Genomic DNA, 16,586 nt, shown 5'->3' with positions numbered 1-16,586 from the left:
AAAAATGCACGGCCGGAGGCCGCAGATGGTATGGTTGTATCTTTTCCTTTGAAACGACGGCCCGGCGGATGCCGGGACGGAGTCGGCCTGCGTGAGCGGGTCCGTAAGGACACGCTCACACTGAGGATGCAGCCCACACGCGGCACGCCGGAACCTTCCGCCTGCGCGGCAGGACGACCAGCAGCGAGTCGAAGGAGGGCCTTTGCGTTCTCCCACCCCTTCGCCCTGCCGGCTGAGGGGGCCCGGGGGGAATCATTCCCCCCGGAAAACTCTTCTCTCTCCCCCGGCGGGGTGCGGGGCGGGCATCTTGACAGAAAAGGCGGGAGAGCCGAAAAGGGCAGTTGTGGGCACATGGTTTCTGCTCTGTGCCTGTCGGTTCCGGCCCGGCTCCTGAGCCGGAGAAGCAACACAGAGGATATTGGATGAAGAGAATATTCGGCGTTTTTCTGGCCTTTTCGTTTTGTGTGCTGATGGTTTTTACCGGGTGCGGCCGCAAGGGAGCGCCTGTTCCTGATTATTCCGTGGACGAGTTTGCCTTCGGGGCACTGAAGGCCGAGGCGGCGGCGGACGGGAGCATCACCTTTCAGGGCACGGTGACGGGCGCGTCCCAGAATCTGGAATATATGGTACTGGAAATGCAGGCTGTGGACGGGGAGCTTTGTGAAGGCTGTCCCTTCCTTGCGCAGGATCAGTACCGCATTGATTCCCGCGACGCATGGGAAAGCGATTCCGGTTCCTCCTTCAGTTTTGTGTATCGTCCGGTATTTTCCGGGGAAGCCTATCGCTGGCGTCTCATCGGCCACAACCTGTATTCCGGTCTGCCTGATGTGACGAGTCCCATGCAGACCGTGTTCATGACAGGCGCTTCCGGCGCGCTGTCCGCCCCCGTGTCCGGAGAATGATCATGAGCATGTTTCAGCGTGTTGTGCGGACGGCATTGTTGCTTTTCGGCATGTTGGTCTTCTGCGGGGAGGCGCTTGCCGTACCCTATGCCGATTTTCGCGCCGACATAGCATACCGGCAGGAGGGCAAGTCTTCGCGGCACTGCGGATCGGCCATGTCTTCCGGCCGTTATGCCCGCATGGATCTTGATCTCGGCTCCGCCGGGGCGTTTGCGCTTATTGTGGATACGCAGGAACATCTGCTGCGCGTGCTTTCCTACCGTCTTCAGGCCTATGTGGAAATTCCTGTTTCCGGCGATCCGCGCAACTGGCGGCATCTGGTGCAGAGCGCGGCGGCGGCCGTCATGCCCCAGAGCATGGGCATGATAAGCCTGCAGGAAAAGGAATACACCCCCCTCGGCAAGGACAACTGGGAAGGCTACCCCGTGCACAAGAGCCGCGTGGTGTTCGAGGCGGGCTTCATGGGCAGCGTGAACCGCTTTACCCTGGAAGTGTGGGAAAACGAGGTGTTTTCTCCCTTCCCCATGCGCGCCTTTTCCGAGGAAACCCGCACCACCCACGCGGCAAGCGCCGCGCTGGTGAACATTGCCGCGGAGCAGTCCTCCCTTTCCATGTTCCAGATTCCCCAGGGCTTTACCCGCTACACCTCCATCATGGATCTGGTGCTGTACGCGCTCACGGCCTTCTAGGGTTCAGCATTTCCCATGTTCAGAAAAGCCCGTACCGTGGTGGTGCGGGCTTTTTTTGTACGCAGGGAGCGAGGGCGGAACACGGCGTGCAGTGCCGGGGAAAGGGGGTACCCTGCGGGGAAAAGGCCCATGCGGTACGGGCCATGGGCAGGGCTGCGGGGAAGCGTGGGGCAGGGGCGTTGTCATGGGCAGGGCCGGTGTTGTTGCAGAAAGGGGGGGCGGAACCTTCTGCGGCGGCCGTTTTCTGCGTCCCTTCCGGCGGAGCGGCAGGCGGAATCTCGGTTCAGAAAACGTCGGCTTGAACATTGGAAATATGAAGGGTTGAGATAAACAAATATGAAGGGTTGAAAGCATGAAATATGACGGGTTGATATTGACGAATATGCCGGGTTGAACTAGGATTCTTATGGAGGGCCTATGGAAAACAGCATGTATCTCCCCAGAATCATTGATGAGAGGGTGAAAGAGTACCTTTGCTCCTTCGGGGCGGTGTGCCTTGAAGGGCCCAAATGGTGTGGCAAGACGTGGACGGCCCGGCATCACAGCAGAAGCGCTGTTTTTCTGGGCGATCCTGCGGGCAATTTTCAGAACAGAACGCTTGCGGCGCTTGATCCTTCTCTGGTACTGGAGGGGGAAACTCCCCGTCTGGTGGACGAATGGCAGGAAGTGCCTGCGCTGTGGGATGCCGTGCGTTTCCGTGTGGATAAGCATGCAGAGCGCGGCCTTTTTCTGCTGACCGGGTCGGCAACGCCACGGCGCAAGGGCATTCTGCACAGCGGTGCGGGGAGAATAGCCCGCCTTCGCATGCGGCCCATGTCTCTCTGGGAATCCGGCGATTCTTCCGGCAAGGTATCGCTCAAGGCTCTGTGTGAGGGAAGGCTTTCTCCGGTACCGACGGGAGAAGTGAGCCTGCGGAGGCTTGTCTCCCTGATCGTTCGCGGCGGCTGGCCGGGCTCGCTGGGACTTTCGGAAAGGGAGGCCGCCCTTGTTCCCCGCGAATACATCCGGGCGATTGTGGAAAACGACGTGTACGCCATGGACGGTGTGAAGAGGGATACCGCAAAAATAAGGCTTCTTCTGCGTTCCCTTGCCAGAAACGAAAGCACCACCGTATCGAACAATACGCTGAAAAAGGATATCAGTGTAAAAGATAACGAAGAGATCAGCCCGGATGCCGTAACAACATATCTGGATATTTTTCAGCGCCTGTTCCTTACGGAGAACCAGCCGCCTTTTTCTTCAAGGCTTCGTTCGTCCGTGAGGGTGAAGCAGGGAGAAAAGCGGCATTTCACCGATCCTTCTCTTGCGTGTGCGCTCCTTGAAGCCACGCCGGATATGCTGCTTCACGACCTCAACACGCTGGGCTTTCTTTTTGAAGCCCTGTGCGAGAGGGATTTGCGCATTTATGCGGAATCGTTCGATGCAAAGCTTTATCACTATCAGGGGTACGACAATAAGGAAATCGACGCCATCATCGGAATGCCGGACGGCTCCTGGTGCGCCTTTGAAATCAAGCTCGGTGCGAATCAGGTAGACGAGGCGGCGGCGCATCTGAAGGCTCTGGAACGGCAGATACGGGAGGACGGCTCGGAAAAAACGCCCCGTATGCTGTGTGTATTGTGCGGGCTGGCCTCTGCCGCATACCGGAGAGAAGACGGGGTGTATGTCGTGCCGCTCACCGCGTTGAAACCGTAAATCCTTTCCCCGGAAACCTCCCTTCGAGGAAAAAGCTTCACCCGTGAACCTGTGGGGAATGCAGGCTGAACTGGAGAAGTGACCTGACTTGCAAGGGGATTATGACACTATCTTTTTAGTACATTGGAAGATGCTCCTTCCTCTGCGGAAAAACAGGCCTGAAGTACAAAAGAAGACGAGGCATCCGGGCGGCTGGTTGGCAGGTGTCACGCTTTTGGGGGTAAAATCTCCTGATGTTCAAAGGGTGGATGACCATAACCGGATGTCAAAATTTGGAACATAGTTGAGCTGTTTTTTAGTGACCGTTACGACAAAGGGATTATGACACTCCGACACCGTACTTGCGAAGGATTTCATTCTTCATGCCCGCTTGAAGCGACCTGACTTTCAAAGGAATAATGCCGAAAACGCCCGGCAGACCATGGCGGAACAAGCAAAAGCCCGTACCGGTTGTGGTGCGGGCTTTTGCGTTCTGGTGGGACAAGGGAAGCGCCGGCGTTGTCGCCGCTTTTGGTCGTGGAAAGAGGAGGCGTGCGGCACGGGCGGGGACGGTTTTTCCCGGGCTCTTCCTTTCGGCCGTCTCCTCCGGCCGTTCCGTTTCTTCCCCCTTTTCTGTCTGCTTGTCTCCGCCTGCGCCGCCGTGCGCGGAACTCCGGCGCAAGGCGCACGTTGCATCCGCAGGAAAAAGGAATTACCCGAGGAAGAGTTTTTGCATGGTCAGGAGGGCATTCCATTGTTTTTCAAAAACGGGCGTCAGCCTCCGTGAGGAAATCTCCGAAGAAGACATGATGCGATAGGTATTCCATGCGTTGAACGAAAACGACGGATTATTGGTTATGTTTTTGATGACATCAAGAAGCATGTCCGACTTTCTTTTATGTTTTCGTATGTCCGCCGTATAGACATAAAGATATACGGAATAGGTATTGTTTTCACAGAGCGAGATTTTTATATACACAGGCCAGTATGTGTCGTTTTCATCCGAATGATCGGATATCCTTTTGCTTGTGAAAATACACGAATTTTTTTGTATATAACAGGTTAATCCGTTTTTTTCCTGCGGGTGAAGGTTGTTTATTTTGTCTACAATTTTTATTTCATTGATATATTTATATCTCTTTATCAACTTGTCAAAAAGAAATTTGTATTTTATATAGATATTGTAGAGAGAAATATCAAAGTCTTTTTTCTTTGATATGAAGTCGGTGATGCTGTTGCCTGATATGTCCCTGATGCGTTCGATGAGTTCGGCATGGCGATGGCATAAACGGTCAATGCAGTTGTCGAGATTGCTTTCGTCGGTGACGGAAGAGTAAAAGGATTCAAGAATATACTTTATTTTATGCTCTTTGATATATTTTTTATGTTCAGATAGGAATTCTGATATCCATGAATAGTCAAGAGGTATCCAGCCCATTTTTGCGGTTTTTTCCATTTCATACATATTCATGTTGATATCAAGATAGACAAAAAAGGTTTTTTCAAGCTTGTTTTTCCGCGCATTGGAAAAATATTTTTTATAGAAAGAAAGCTGGTTGTTGTGTTCTTTGGAGCCGAATTTGTTTTCAATGACGATGCACGTTTTGTCATTGACGATGAGAATGTCGAGGCGTCCTGTTTTTTCCCCCTGCCTGATGTTCTGTTCCGTAAGAATGGTGGCGGACTTGAGATCTTCGGCGGTCAGACGGGCGGAACCAGGAAAGGCGTTGTTTTTCAGGGCGTGGTTCACTTCCCGGATGAATGTTTTCAGAAAGGCGTTTCCCAGCGTATGACTTTCTTTGGGATCAAGAAGCCATGCGATCAGCTGAGAGGTGCCGGGTTCATTGAGAGAGGTAACATCAAAGATATTGTTCTTTTTGGAATAGTTGACGACATCCGTGTCTTCTTCAAAATGTTTTATGCAAAGGCTCATGACGGTTCCTTTCTGCGGCGGATGGGGGGGGGAAGAATGGTGATGGCCTGCACTGTATCCCATGGCTGTTTGTTGTTCCAGCAAAAACAGGTATGTGTTAAGCCTTTCTGAACCATGATGCAGGGAAAGTGCGTTGCCTCTTGGAAGTTCCGCTCAGTTTTCTCCCACGCTTCTTTTCTCCTCCGGTATTTTTTCTCCCCCCGTCATTCTCCTCTTTACATGCTCCTGTTTTCCGTGCCTTCCCCTTCATCTTCGCGCCCTCGCTCTTCTTTCGCCCCTCATACTTTCAACATGACGTTGCGGACGGCCGTTCTCCGTTCCGCGCGCCTTCGTCCCTTTCCCATCCCGCATCCTCCCTCCGTTCTGCGGGCAAAAAAAACGTCTCCCCTCCATTCCCTCCCGTCTCCCTCCGCCTTTTTCCGTATCCATCCTCCGCGCCGCCCTTATCTCTGTGCGCCTGTTCTTCGTTTCGTCCCCGTCCTTCTCCTCTTTACATGCTCCTGTTTTTCGTGTCCCCCCCCCCCATCCCCCGCGCGCGCCTCATGTTCGTCCCCCCCCTCCGGGCAAAAAAAATCCCCCGTCGGCGTGAACCGGCGGGGGAGGGGATCAGAGGGTCATGCTGCTAGTTCTGTTCTTCCTGAGAGATGGAGCTGCCGCACCAGGGGCAGAACTTCATGGCTGCGGAAGGCAGGGGCTTGCCGCATTCGGGGTTGGGGCACACGGTGGGGCAGGGGCCGAGTTCCACGATGAGTTCGCCTTCGCGCACGGGGATCATCTTGCGGGTGCTCTGGTAATCGGCGGTCTTGAGCACGCGCTTGACGATGCCGTCGGTGGGCGCGAGCACGGCCTTTTCCTGCTTCATGATGGAGATGTTGAACAGCTCGTCGCCGGCCTTCACGATGTCGCCCGGCTTGACGTACACCACCCACAGATCGCCGTTGGAAGGCGCGGGAACGTGGTAGATGTTGTCTTCGTCGGCCATGGTGGTGTCGGCGGCGGTCATGCGGCCTTCGGCCACCTTCACTTCATGGCTGATGATGATGGAGTCGAAGCTGTAGCGCACGGTCACGGTGCCGTGATCGGTCACCGGGCTGACGCGGAAGATGGTCATCTTGTGCGGCTTGCCGCTGGAATCGGTGAACTGCAGTTCCTGACCCTGCTTGAGGCCTTCGAACCACACATGCAGCGGCAGGCGGTTGGGATCGCCGTACTTCTTCACGAACTGCATGGTCTTCACCGCGTCGCCGGGGTGGTTCAGGTACATGACCAGTTCTTCGTCGTTGGGCGTGCGCTTGATGATGTTGGCGCAGGCCTTGGCCTCGGCTTCCACGTTCACGTCCTTGAGGTGATCGAGGGGCGAATCCTCGGTGCGGGAGGCCAGGGCGGAGCGGTAGCTCGCGCTGCCGAAGGCGCTCTCATACACCCAGTCTTCGGGGAAGCCCAGGGGCAGACGGCCGAACTTGCCGAGCAGCAGGTTTCTGAAGGCGTCGTTGCAGTCGCGGTAGATGTCGAGGCGCTGTTCGCGCAGGATGTCGTCCACCTGATCCTCAGGCGTGACCGCGGCAAGTTCCGCCACACGGATGAGTTCCTGCACGCCCTTTTCGCCGCTGCGCTTGAAGGCGTTGGTCACGGCGAGGAAGGCGGTGTTCCAGGTGATCTGGGAACCGGGGGTCACGTCGTGGTAGCGCACGATCTGGCGTATGGCCGCAAGGAAGCGCAGCATGTGGGGCAGAAGCTGGATGTAGCCCTGCTTCATGGCGCCTTCCTGCGAAGAGGAGGTGGCGCCGCCGGGCATGCAGTGGCGCACCGCGTCGTAGTCCGTGCCCTGGAAGTAGGGCGAGCAGTAGCGGTCGTAGAAGGGCATGATCTGCTTGAGCACGAAGTTGGCCTGGCTGATCATATCCTTGTTCACCATGGTCTTCAGGCCGAGTTCGCCTTCCATGTAGGCCACGGTGGCGAGCACGTCGCCCTGGCCGTAGGTGCGCACGCTCGCGCCGAGGCCCGTATCCACGATCTGCACGCCGGCCTTGGCCGCCGCGCCCACGGCCGGGATGAACAGGCCGTCGGTGGTGTGGCGGTGATAGTGCAGCACAAGATCGGGCCAGCGCTTTCTGATGGCCGTGGCGAGGCTGGCGATGAAGGAGGGCGAGCAGATGCCGGCCATGTCCTTCAGGCCGAGGATGATCATGCGCGAGGCGTCCTTCTGGTTGCAGCCTGCGATGTTGCCCACCATGTCGAGGGTGGCGGCCGTCACGTCGAGGTAGTGATCCACGTCGAAGCCCCTGGCCACGGAAATGGACAGGGCGGGTTCAAACACCACGTCGTTGCGGGAGAGCACCACTTCGGCGATGGGGCGCATGTTGCGCATGTCGTTCAGAAAGTCGAAGCAGCGTATGATCTGGTAATTGTCGCAGATCATTTCGCCCGTGATGTTCATGAGGTTGCGCGGCTGCGGGGTGTAGCCGAGCACGTTGGTGGAACGCACGAGAAGCTGCTTGAGCGTTTTGGGGGCGAACTGATTCCAGGCCTGCGCCTCGGTGAAGGGGTAGGTCATGTTGGCCATCATGGCCACATGGAAGTGGGCGCCGCCGCCGTTTTCCAGAGAGAAGAAGTTGCACGAATCGAGATACGGCCCGATGAGCGCGTCTTCGGCAAGGCGGAAGCGGTTGCCGGTGTTGGACTGCGTCATGTCGCGGGTGGTGGTGTCGGTGAAGTGCACCGCCTTGGAATCACGCAGAAATTCCAGCAGCTGATCGCGTTCGTGGGGGTAGGGGCTCGGGGCGTAGCGGTCCGCGCCGGAGATATGCGGCAGCACCGGCTCGAAGACGGGCAGGCGCGGCGTATCCACGGAACGGTACTGGCCGAGCTGCACGAAGGGGTTGTAACCCCGCGCGGAGATTTCGGCCACAAGATGGCTCAGGCGTTCCCCTTCGGGAGCGATGTCCTGATAGTCGAACAGCTCGGGCGTGCTGGCCACGAAGTTCGTGTCGAACATGGCGGAACGGAACTGTTCGTTCTGCAGGATGTGGCGGTAGAAGGGAATGGTGGTCTTGATGCCGGAGATGGTGTATTCTTCCAGCGCTCTGTCCATCACGCTCAGGATGCGTTCCCAGCTTCTGCCGAAGGCGATGAGCAGCGCGCCCGCGGAATCGTAGTTGGAGGGGAAGTCGTAGCCCGAGCAGAGGTTGGAGTCGAGGCGGATGCCGGGGCCGCCGGGCGATTCATAGCGCACCACGCGGCCGCAGTTGGGCGTGAAGTTGTTCTGCGGGTCTTCGCAGTTGATGCGTACCTGCATGGCCCAGTTCTGCGGCCTGGTGTTCTCTTCATCAAAGGGGAGCTTTGCGCCGAAGGCAATGGCGATCTGCGCGCCCACAAGGTCGATGCCGTAGCGGCTTTCGGTGATGCCGTGCTCCACCTGCAGGCGGGTGTTCACTTCGATCATGTAGGGCGTGCCGTCCTGCGTGACGAGGAATTCCACCGTGGCCAGGGAATAGTAGTTCACGGCCTTCACCAGAGCGCGGGCGTATTCCTTGAGCTGGTCGCGCAGCTTCTGCGTCATGCCCGGCCAGGGGGAAGGCGTGATTTCCACAAGCTTCTGATGGTTGCGCTGCACGGTGCAGTCGCGTTCGTCAAAGGCGAACACGTTGCCGTACTGGTCGGCAATGACCTGAATTTCAATATGGCGCACATGTTCGAGGTGGCGTTCCACGAAAAGGCGCGGATTGCCGAAGGAGGCTTCGGCCATGGTGGAGGCCTTGACGAAGGCGTCTTCCAGTTCCTGCATGGTGCGGATCACGAAGATGCCGCGGCCGCCGCCGCCGCCTTCGGCCTTGAGCATCACGGGCAGGCCGATCTTCTTGATGACCTTGCGCGCGCCTTCGATGTCCACCGCGCCGTCGGAGCCGGGAACCACGGGCACGCCGAGCTTCATGGCGAGATTCCTCGCCTGCACCTTGTTGCCCAGCAGGTTCATGGATTCGCAGGTGGAACCGATGAAGGTAATGCCCGATTCGGCGCACTTGCGGGGGAAGCTGTCGTCTTCCGAGGCAAAGCCCCAGCCGGGATGAATGCCCACCACGCCGCGCGCCTTGGCCTTGCTGATGATGAGGTCAAGGTCGAGATAGGCGGTGGGGTTCGGACCGAGGAGCATGAGCTCCTGCGCGGCCGAGGCCGCGGGGGAGGTCTTGTCCACGTCCGTGGCCGTCATGATGGCCACGGCGCCGAAGCGCTCGCGTATGGCGCGGCAGATTCGCCGCGCGGGAATGCCGCGGTTGGCTACCAGTATGGCCTTGCCTTTCAGCTCGGCCTGGATCTGTTCCATCGTTTTTGCAGACATGTCTACTCCGAAGAGGAAGAGAGACTCTCTCTGCCGGGAAGCAGGGAGCCGCCCAGAAAAGTCTCCGTTCCGTAAGCTGTATTCAGGCGAAGCGCGCCGGATGCCGTCACGCCGTCCACCAGACCCTCGCAGGGGGTTCTGACCATGGCTTCCCTTTCCGGGCATGCGTCGGCAAGCGTGACCCTGCATCCTTTGAAGGCAAGGTGTTTCTGCGCCAGCTCAGGCCACCACGGTTCGGGGGAGTTCTTACTTGCATAGCAGGAAAACATGTGCCCCGCAAGTCGCCTCCAGAGCGTGAAAATAGTCACGATATCCTTGTTTTCCTTGCCGATTTCCTGCCCCCTCCCAAGAAGGGGCGCGCCGCTTTCGTCAAGGAGCACGCCTGCGGAGAAAGCATAGTTATCACGCAGACTTGAAACAGGCGGGCAGGAGGTGAGGTTCAGCCCTATGCCCGCAATGAGCGCGCCGTGCCGCTCCTCAAGCAGCATGCCGCCCACCTTGCGGCAGTCTTCCCGGCCCGGCATGACGCCCGGCCGGAAGCCGGGGGCGGGCTGGAGAATATCGTTGGGCCATTTGAGCATGACGGGGCAGTGTTCGGCCGCAAGGGCCTCGGCCACCAGAGCGCCGCAGGCCGGGGCGGCGGCGAAGCCTGCAAAGGGGCCGCTCACGGGCAGGCGCAGGGCGGAATAGAGATTGCCGGAAGGCGAGCTCCAGTTTCTGCGCATCTGGCCGCGGCCCGCGCTCTGGGAAAGGGAAAGCAGCGAGGCGTGTTCCGGGAAGGCTCCGGCCTCAAGGAGCACGCGCGCCGCATCAAGGGTTGAGGTGGCCGCTCCCGTGATGTATAGTGGGCCGGGCAGACCGGGTTCGGCCCGCTCCAGCCAGAAAATGCCGCCTGTTCCGCCTTCCTTCCACGGCGTGTCGGCAGGCGGCGGGCAGAGGGGCGAGGCTGCGGCCTCTTCCGGCGAAAAGGGCAGGGCCGAAGGCCCGCCGCTGTTTCCGGCGGGGGGCAGGCCCCTGAAGAGCAGGCGGATGACGGAAGCTTCGTTCATGGGCAATCCTTTGTGGTTTGTCCCTTTCCGGCAGGGTTCTTTGAAGACGGCGCGTTCCGGGCCGTTTTTCTGCCGCACGGGCGTGTTCCGTCCGGAAAGCATGTTGGTATGATTTGCCCCTCACGGGCAGGGAGCGCGCGGCTCCTTTCACGATTTGCCCCGTTTCGAGGGATGGCTCCGCCTTCGCGCAGGCCGGAGCGGCCATGGATGAAGAACATGACGCAATGGTATGTGGTGGGCGGCGCGGTGCGCGACCTTCTTCTGGGGCGGAAGGTGCACGACGTGGATATTTCCTTTTCCGGGGATGCGGAATCTTTTCTACAGCGCTTCCCCGCGGCACGCAAGACGGGCGGGAATCTTTCCATCTGGCTGGTGGGGGCGGACGAGTTCACCGCGCTGGAACAGAGCCCGGAACACGACATGCTCACCCGCGACCTGACCATCAACGCCGCCGGTCTCGATGCCCGGGGCAGGCTCGTGGCGCATCCTTTCTTTCTTGACGATCTGGAGCACGGCGTGCTGCGCCTTGCCGCGCCGGACAGCCTTGCCCGCGACCCGCTCCGCGTGTTCCGTGTGGCGCGTTTTGCCGCGGAACTGCCCGATTTTACCGTGGATTCCGCCACGCTCCAGTCCATGCGCGCCTTTGGTGCGGAACAGGAGCAGGCCCTTGCCGCCCTGCCCGGCGAAAGGGTGGGCCGCGAGCTTCTGCGCGCCCTTTCCGCGCCTGCGCCCTCGCGTTTTTTCTCCATTCTGCGTGAGGCGGGCTGTCTCTGCCCCTGGTTCCGCGAACTGGCCCCTGCCGCCGACATTCCCGCCGGGCCGCTGCCCTGGCACGACAATTCCGTGCTGGACCACACGCTGGAAGTCATGGACCGCTGTGCCGGAAGCCCCCTTGCCGCCTGGATGGCCCTGTGCCACGATCTCGGCAAGATCCGCACCGACGCCGCCATGCTGCCCCATCACTACGGCCACGAGCTCAAGGGGGCGGAACTGGCCCGCGCCCTTGCCTCCCGCCTCCGTCTTTCCTCCCGCTACGTCCGCGCAGGCGTGGCCGGCACCATTCTGCACATGAAGGGCGGCATGTACGGTTCCCTGCGTTCCGGTACCCGCCGCGACATGCTCTGCCGCCTTCAGGAGGCCCGCATTTTTCACGATTTCTGGATTCTTGCCGGCGCCGACGGCGGCTGGAACTGGGAACCCATGGCCGCCCGCGACCTGGAGGCCGTGCGCGCCGTGCGTCTTCCCGAAGTCTGGCGCAACAAGGGCGAAGCTTCGGGAAAAAGGCTCCGTCAGCTTCAGTGCGAGGCCCTTTCCCGCCTGCCCCGCGTCACCCCCGAGCGCGCCGACAACGCGCCCCCTCTGCCGGAAACCGGGCAGGAAGGCGGCGCGCACTGAAAGAGCGCTTTGAAGGCGCAGGCAAAGACGGCCGGCGCGTTTCCGGCATCCTGCGCGGGCAGGGCGTACCGGAAAAAGGCGGCATGTTCCGCCTTTGTTTCGCGGCCCGGGGGCCTTTTTTCAATAGCCGAGGTCTTCGTTGATGAGGATGACCTCATATTCTCCCGTCAGGGGCGCTTCCCACAGCACGGAAAGGCCGCGGCAGATGCGCGCGGGGCTTTTGCAGTCATAGCACTTGTCCGCTCTGGCGGCACAGGGCGTTGCGGCCCCGAGTCTTTTCGCATTCAGGGGGGCGGCCCTGTTTCTTGCGCGGTACAGGGCGCCTTCGTAATCTCCGGCGATCTTGTTCTTCCCCACCACCAGGTACACCTTGCGGTGCCCGTAGAAAATGGAGGCCACACGGTTGCAGGTGCCGTCGATATTGACGATTTCCCCGGTTTCGGCCAGGCCGTTGACCGAGGAAAGGTAGATGTCGGCCTGACCGGCCCTCATCCGCAGCTGCCGGCTTTGTTCCTTGTCGGCAACGCCCTGATGCCAGAAGACCGTGTTGTGTCTGCCGAGCCGTTCATAAAGGCCCATCTGTTCCAGCGTCACGGAGCCGCCGAAGCCGACGCTCTGCCCGTCGATCTGCGCATCCAGATAGGCCGCGGCTTCGGCCGCCGTGGCGAAGCACGACACGCGGTACCCGAGTTTTTTCAGATTTTCCGCAAGAATCTCAAACATGACAGGCTCCTTCCGCCCGATGTCACGGCCGGGGCGGCTTTTCCGCCTTCTGCCGCAGAAGGGCGTGCGCGTTTTAGGCATATCGGCCATGCCGGAGATGCCGTTTTTTTCGGAATATCAGCGTTCCGTGGAGCGGAGCAGGTCGAGGAGGGCCTGTTCTCTGCGCTGTTTTTCTTCCGGCGAAAGGACGAGGAAGGAAAGGGCCCCTGTGGGGCAGGAAGCGACGCAGGGCGGGGCCTCATGCCCTTCGTCGATGAAGCCGCCGCAGAGGTCGCACTTGGTCATGGGGCCGGAATCGGGGAAGCGGGGCACGCCGAAGGGGCAGGCTTTCTGACAGGCGCGGCAGCTGATGCAGCGCTCTTCCTGCACGATGACGCGGCCGTCCTTTTCTTTGACGAGCGCGCCTTTGGGGCAGGCGGCGACGCACCGGGGTTCTGCGCAGTGCATGCAGGCGAGGGAGAAGTGCACGGGGCGGGGCATGGCGTTCTGCAGATTCCAGCGGGTTTCCACATGGCGGCAGGACAGGCCGAGGGGGCGGTTGCGCCAGATGGTGCAGGCGAGGGCGCAGCCGTGGCAGGCCACGCAGCGTTCCGGGTCAAAGGCTATGGCGTATTCGGAGGGCATGGTTTTCCTTTGCCGTTCAGGCGCGGCGGACGTTCACAAGGGTCTGGCTGCCCATGGCGGTCACAAGGGGATCGGAGAGTCTGTCCAGATCGGGGGAATAGAGAAGGTTCACGTTGGCGCCTCCGTCCAGAAGGGGCATGTCGGGGAGTCCGAGTTCCGGGCAGCCCTGCCACCAGCCGTGGAGCAGCATGACGGTATCCTTGCGTATGCCGTGGTAGAAGCAGGCGCGCACCTTGAGGCTGCCGTGGGGCGAGGTGACCTGCACAAGGTCGCCGTCGGCAATGCCCAGGGCGCGTGCGCTTTCGGGGTGGATATGCAGGGCGGGTTCCTTTTCCACTTCGCGCAGGGCGGGCACGTTGCGCTGCCAGCCTGCGGAAAAGCTCCGGGAGGTGTGGTAGTCGGAAAGCACGAAGGGATATTCCTTCAGCAGCTGCGGCGTGGCGGTGACGCCTTCCGCAGGTTCCTTCCAGCAGGGCATGGGGTCGAAGCCCGCCTCTTCCAGCAGGGTGCTGTACAGGGCCACCTTGCCCTGAGGCAGGTAGGGGCCTTTGTCGAGGCGGGAACTTCTGGTATGGAACACCGCATCGTAGCGTTCAAATTCACGCGGCAGGGAGGGGTAGATCAGGCCTGTGGGGTGGGCGCGCAGTTCGTCCATGGTCAGGCCCAGCGGCTCAAGCTGCCAGTTCATGCAGGCTTCCATGTCGCCCTGCCAGAACTCTTCCCCGTAGCCCATGGCCACGCCGAGATCGAGCATGATCTGCTGCATGGAGCGGCCTTCCCCCACAGGGTCCGCCGCCCTTCGGCACGCCATGATGAAGGGCCCGCGCACCTCGAAGGGGTGATCCGTCTCATAGGGCGTGAGGGCGGGAAGCACGATGTCGGCATAGGCCATGTCCGCCGTGCGGTGCGTATCTATCACGGCATAGAAATCCACCTTTTCCAGCGCCTTTATGGTGCCCCGCGGGTTGCGCGTGCTCACCGTGGGCTGCGTGCCCGGCGCAATGATGGCGTGGATGGAGGGGGTTTCCTTCAGCACGTCTTCAAAAACGCGCGCATAGGCTGCGGACGTGCCTTCCCGGAACGGCTGAAAACAGCGGGGAAATTCCGGCCCCACAATATTGCGCACCCATGTTTCGTCGTAGCGGTCCTTCATGTGCACGCTGCGCGGCGCGGGCATGGTGGAGGCGGGAGCGGGGAAGAGATTGCATCCCGGTCTGTCCAGGTGCCCGGTCACGGCCATGAGCGCGGCTATGGCCCGGATGGCTCCCGAAGAGGAGGGCGCGTGTTCCAGCCCGTTGCCTGCGTCGATGGCGGCCTTCTTTGCGGTGGCATAGGTGCGCGCCATTTCTTCTATCTGCGCCGCCGGTACGCCGCATATTCCTTCCGCCCACGCCGGGCCGTACTGCTTCACATGTTCCGCCAGCGCCTCGTAGCCGTAGCACCAGCGCGAAACAAATTCGCCGTCGATGAGCCCTTCACCCGTGATGACGTGAAGCATGGCAAGCGCAAGCGCCGCATCCGTGCCCGGCCGCACCGCTATCCAGTCCGTGGCAAAGGCGCCGTCCGCTTCCAGCGAAGGCTTGATGGCGTAAATGCGCGCCCCCCGCTGCCGCGCCTCCACCAGCGCGGCGGCCGTGCCCAGAGGCGGCCCGGAATACACCGGCTGCCTGCCCCAGATGAGAATGACATCCGCATGCCGGTAGTCCGGCACCGGCCGCGCCCCGATGGTGTGACAGAAGCCGAAGAAAAGCTGCATGGCACAGATGCCGCTGTGCGCATAGTTGGGGCTGCCGTGCGCCATGAGAAAACGGTACAGGTATTCGCTGTAGTCCCGCCGCGCAGGCGAAAGTATGGCAAGCGAGGCCGCGCCGAAACGCTCTTTCTGCTCCTTCAGCGTGTCCGCCATGCGCTGAAGCGCTTCCTCCCACCCGATGGGCCGGAACTTCCCTTCCCCGCGCCTGCCCGTGCGCAGCAGCGGCCGGGTAAGCCTGTCCCCGGAATACACCCACTGCGGGGCCGCATGCGCCTTGCAGCACAGCCCGCCCTTGTTGTGCGGCGCTTCCTTCATCCCCGCTACCCGCGTCAGTACCCCGTCACGGGAAAACGCATACACCGCACAGTTCCCCCGGGGACCACACATCCCGCACCATGTGGCCGTAACCTTCTCCCCCATCCGCGCGGCAAGGCGCGCAGCTTCTTCATAATCCAGTGGCCCCGATACGGGCTGCTTCAACGTCGACATGGCCCTTCCTTTGCTGATGGTCTGCTTCCTCTCCCTATACCACCTCCCCCCGCATAGTGCAAAAACAACTCTCCCCCGCGCCGAAACGCAGAACGCAGGGAAGCGGGGAAGAGAGGAAAGGCAGAAGAGAGAAAAGGCAGGAAAGGCAGGAAAGGCACGCGGGGCCCGCCCCGCACCCCGGAAAGGCACCGGGGCTCCGCCCCAGCCCCCCGCCGGGGGGAATGATTCCCCCCGGGCCCCCTCAGCTGGCAGGGCAAAAGGTGGGGGGAAGGCAAAGGCCCTCCTCCGACTCGCGGTTGCTTTGGAGGCGCTTTGCCGTGGAAGGCATGCCCTTCCTGCTGTCAGCAGGGCAGGGCGCGGAAAGGCCTGGCATACCGCGTGCGGGCGGTAACCTCAGTGTGAGCGTGCACTTCGTGCCCGCTCACGCAGGCCGACTCCGTCCCGGCTTTGCCGGGCCGTCGTGTCAAAGGAAGGGATGGCAAGATAAGGGGGCGTGGTACGTCGGCCTCTGCGTTATTCGACTCCCGCCTTTGGAAGAAGTGTGGCTCAACGCATTGTTTTTCCTTTCGTTTGCGTAAGGATAACCGTGTACCAATGCTCTGGGGCCCCCGGCCAGCCTTCAGGCGGCCGGGCCGCCGGGAAGGCATAGCCGCAATTCACTTGCGGCGTTAAATGCCTGAGCGGCGTGCAAGCCCCGCAGCCCGTACAGCGTGTCCAGCGCAGACGGGCCCTTGAGGTACTCGGGCAAAGGAAGGTCAGCCGTCCCGGCTTTGCCGGGCCGTCGTGTCAAAGGAAGGGATGGCAGGATAAGGGGGCGTGGTACGTCGGCCTCTGCGTTATTCGGCTCCCGCCTTTGGAAGAAGCGTGGCTCAACGCATTGTTTTTCCTTTCGTTTGCGTAAGGATAACCGTGTATCAACGCCTTATTCTGCTTCTGTTGGCGAAGGATAACCGTGTACCAATGCTCTGGGGCCCCCGGCCAGCCTTCAGGCGGCCGGGCCGCCGGGAAGGCATAGCCGC

At 60.6% G+C, this 16,586-nt stretch carries 10 protein-coding genes; 4 read left to right on the top strand and 6 right to left on the bottom strand.

The features are described 5' to 3' along the window. Window positions 1-422: 422 nt before the first annotated feature. From Q0K07_RS10715 to Q0K07_RS10705, 3 genes are all read left to right on the top strand, one after another. Window positions 423-902, top strand: coding sequence for a hypothetical protein (locus tag Q0K07_RS10715; RefSeq protein WP_294559120.1), 480 nt, complete (start codon window positions 423-425; stop codon window positions 900-902). A 2-nt stretch (window positions 903-904) separates the two neighbouring features. Further along, window positions 905-1,591, top strand: coding sequence for a hypothetical protein (locus tag Q0K07_RS10710; protein WP_294559118.1), 687 nt, complete (start codon window positions 905-907; stop codon window positions 1,589-1,591). 417 nt (window positions 1,592-2,008) lie between these two features. Further along, on the top strand, window positions 2,009-3,286 hold the full coding sequence (locus Q0K07_RS10705; protein ID WP_294559116.1) for a DUF4143 domain-containing protein: 1,278 nt from the start codon (window positions 2,009-2,011) through the stop codon (window positions 3,284-3,286). 691 nt (window positions 3,287-3,977) lie between these two features. On the opposite strand, the gene Q0K07_RS10700 is transcribed toward Q0K07_RS10705, so the two are convergent. The 3 genes from Q0K07_RS10700 to Q0K07_RS10690 form a co-directional block, all read right to left on the bottom strand. Further along, window positions 3,978-5,198, bottom strand: coding sequence for a PD-(D/E)XK nuclease family protein (locus tag Q0K07_RS10700; protein WP_294559114.1), 1,221 nt, complete (start codon window positions 5,196-5,198; stop codon window positions 3,978-3,980). A 622-nt stretch (window positions 5,199-5,820) separates the two neighbouring features. Continuing rightward, window positions 5,821-9,534, bottom strand: a complete 3,714-nt coding sequence (locus Q0K07_RS10695) for a pyruvate carboxylase (protein ID WP_294559098.1) — start codon at window positions 9,532-9,534, stop codon at window positions 5,821-5,823. Window positions 9,535-9,536: 2 nt separating this feature from the next. Further along, the gene (locus Q0K07_RS10690; protein WP_294559096.1) at window positions 9,537-10,583 is read right to left on the bottom strand and encodes a hypothetical protein; all 1,047 of its coding nucleotides are present in this window, start codon (window positions 10,581-10,583) and stop codon (window positions 9,537-9,539) included. 216 nt (window positions 10,584-10,799) lie between these two features. On the opposite strand from Q0K07_RS10690, the gene Q0K07_RS10685 reads away from it, so the two are divergent. Continuing rightward, entirely contained in the window at window positions 10,800-11,978 is a 1,179-nt protein-coding gene (locus Q0K07_RS10685) for an HD domain-containing protein (protein ID WP_294559094.1), read from the top strand. A 120-nt stretch (window positions 11,979-12,098) separates the two neighbouring features. On the opposite strand, the gene Q0K07_RS10680 is transcribed toward Q0K07_RS10685, so the two are convergent. From Q0K07_RS10680 to Q0K07_RS10670, 3 genes are all read right to left on the bottom strand, one after another. Continuing rightward, window positions 12,099-12,701, bottom strand: a complete 603-nt coding sequence (locus Q0K07_RS10680) for a lactate utilization protein (protein ID WP_294559091.1) — start codon at window positions 12,699-12,701, stop codon at window positions 12,099-12,101. Between the two features lie 117 nt (window positions 12,702-12,818). After that, a complete protein-coding gene (locus Q0K07_RS10675) occupies window positions 12,819-13,325 on the bottom strand; it encodes a 4Fe-4S dicluster domain-containing protein (protein WP_294559089.1) in 507 nt (168 codons plus the stop codon). 16 nt (window positions 13,326-13,341) lie between these two features. Continuing rightward, on the bottom strand, window positions 13,342-15,567 hold the full coding sequence (locus Q0K07_RS10670; protein WP_294559087.1) for a molybdopterin-dependent oxidoreductase: 2,226 nt from the start codon (window positions 15,565-15,567) through the stop codon (window positions 13,342-13,344). Between the last annotated feature and the right edge of the window lie 1,019 nt (window positions 15,568-16,586).

The sequence above is a fragment of the uncultured Mailhella sp. genome (genome assembly GCF_944324615.1).
Lineage (GTDB): Bacteria > Desulfobacterota > Desulfovibrionia > Desulfovibrionales > Desulfovibrionaceae > Mailhella.
This window is presented reverse-complemented; position numbering and strand designations above follow the sequence as displayed.

Bases quoted from the DNA above. Each gene is read 5' to 3' on its own strand.
- Q0K07_RS10675 (WP_294559089.1), bottom strand. From the start codon at position 13,325: ATGCCCTCCGAATACGCCATAGCCTTTGACCCGGAACGCTGCGTGGCC.
- Q0K07_RS10685 (WP_294559094.1), top strand. From the start codon at position 10,800: ATGACGCAATGGTATGTGGTGGGCGGCGCGGTGCGCGACCTTCTTCTG.
- Q0K07_RS10700 (WP_294559114.1), bottom strand. From the start codon at position 5,198: ATGAGCCTTTGCATAAAACATTTTGAAGAAGACACGGATGTCGTCAAC.
- Q0K07_RS10705 (WP_294559116.1), top strand. From the start codon at position 2,009: ATGGAAAACAGCATGTATCTCCCCAGAATCATTGATGAGAGGGTGAAA.
- Q0K07_RS10680 (WP_294559091.1), bottom strand. From the start codon at position 12,701: ATGTTTGAGATTCTTGCGGAAAATCTGAAAAAACTCGGGTACCGCGTG.
- Q0K07_RS10690 (WP_294559096.1), bottom strand. From the start codon at position 10,583: ATGAACGAAGCTTCCGTCATCCGCCTGCTCTTCAGGGGCCTGCCCCCC.
- Q0K07_RS10695 (WP_294559098.1), bottom strand. From the start codon at position 9,534: ATGTCTGCAAAAACGATGGAACAGATCCAGGCCGAGCTGAAAGGCAAG.
- Q0K07_RS10670 (WP_294559087.1), bottom strand. From the start codon at position 15,567: ATGTCGACGTTGAAGCAGCCCGTATCGGGGCCACTGGATTATGAAGAA.
- Q0K07_RS10710 (WP_294559118.1), top strand. From the start codon at position 905: ATGAGCATGTTTCAGCGTGTTGTGCGGACGGCATTGTTGCTTTTCGGC.
- Q0K07_RS10715 (WP_294559120.1), top strand. From the start codon at position 423: ATGAAGAGAATATTCGGCGTTTTTCTGGCCTTTTCGTTTTGTGTGCTG.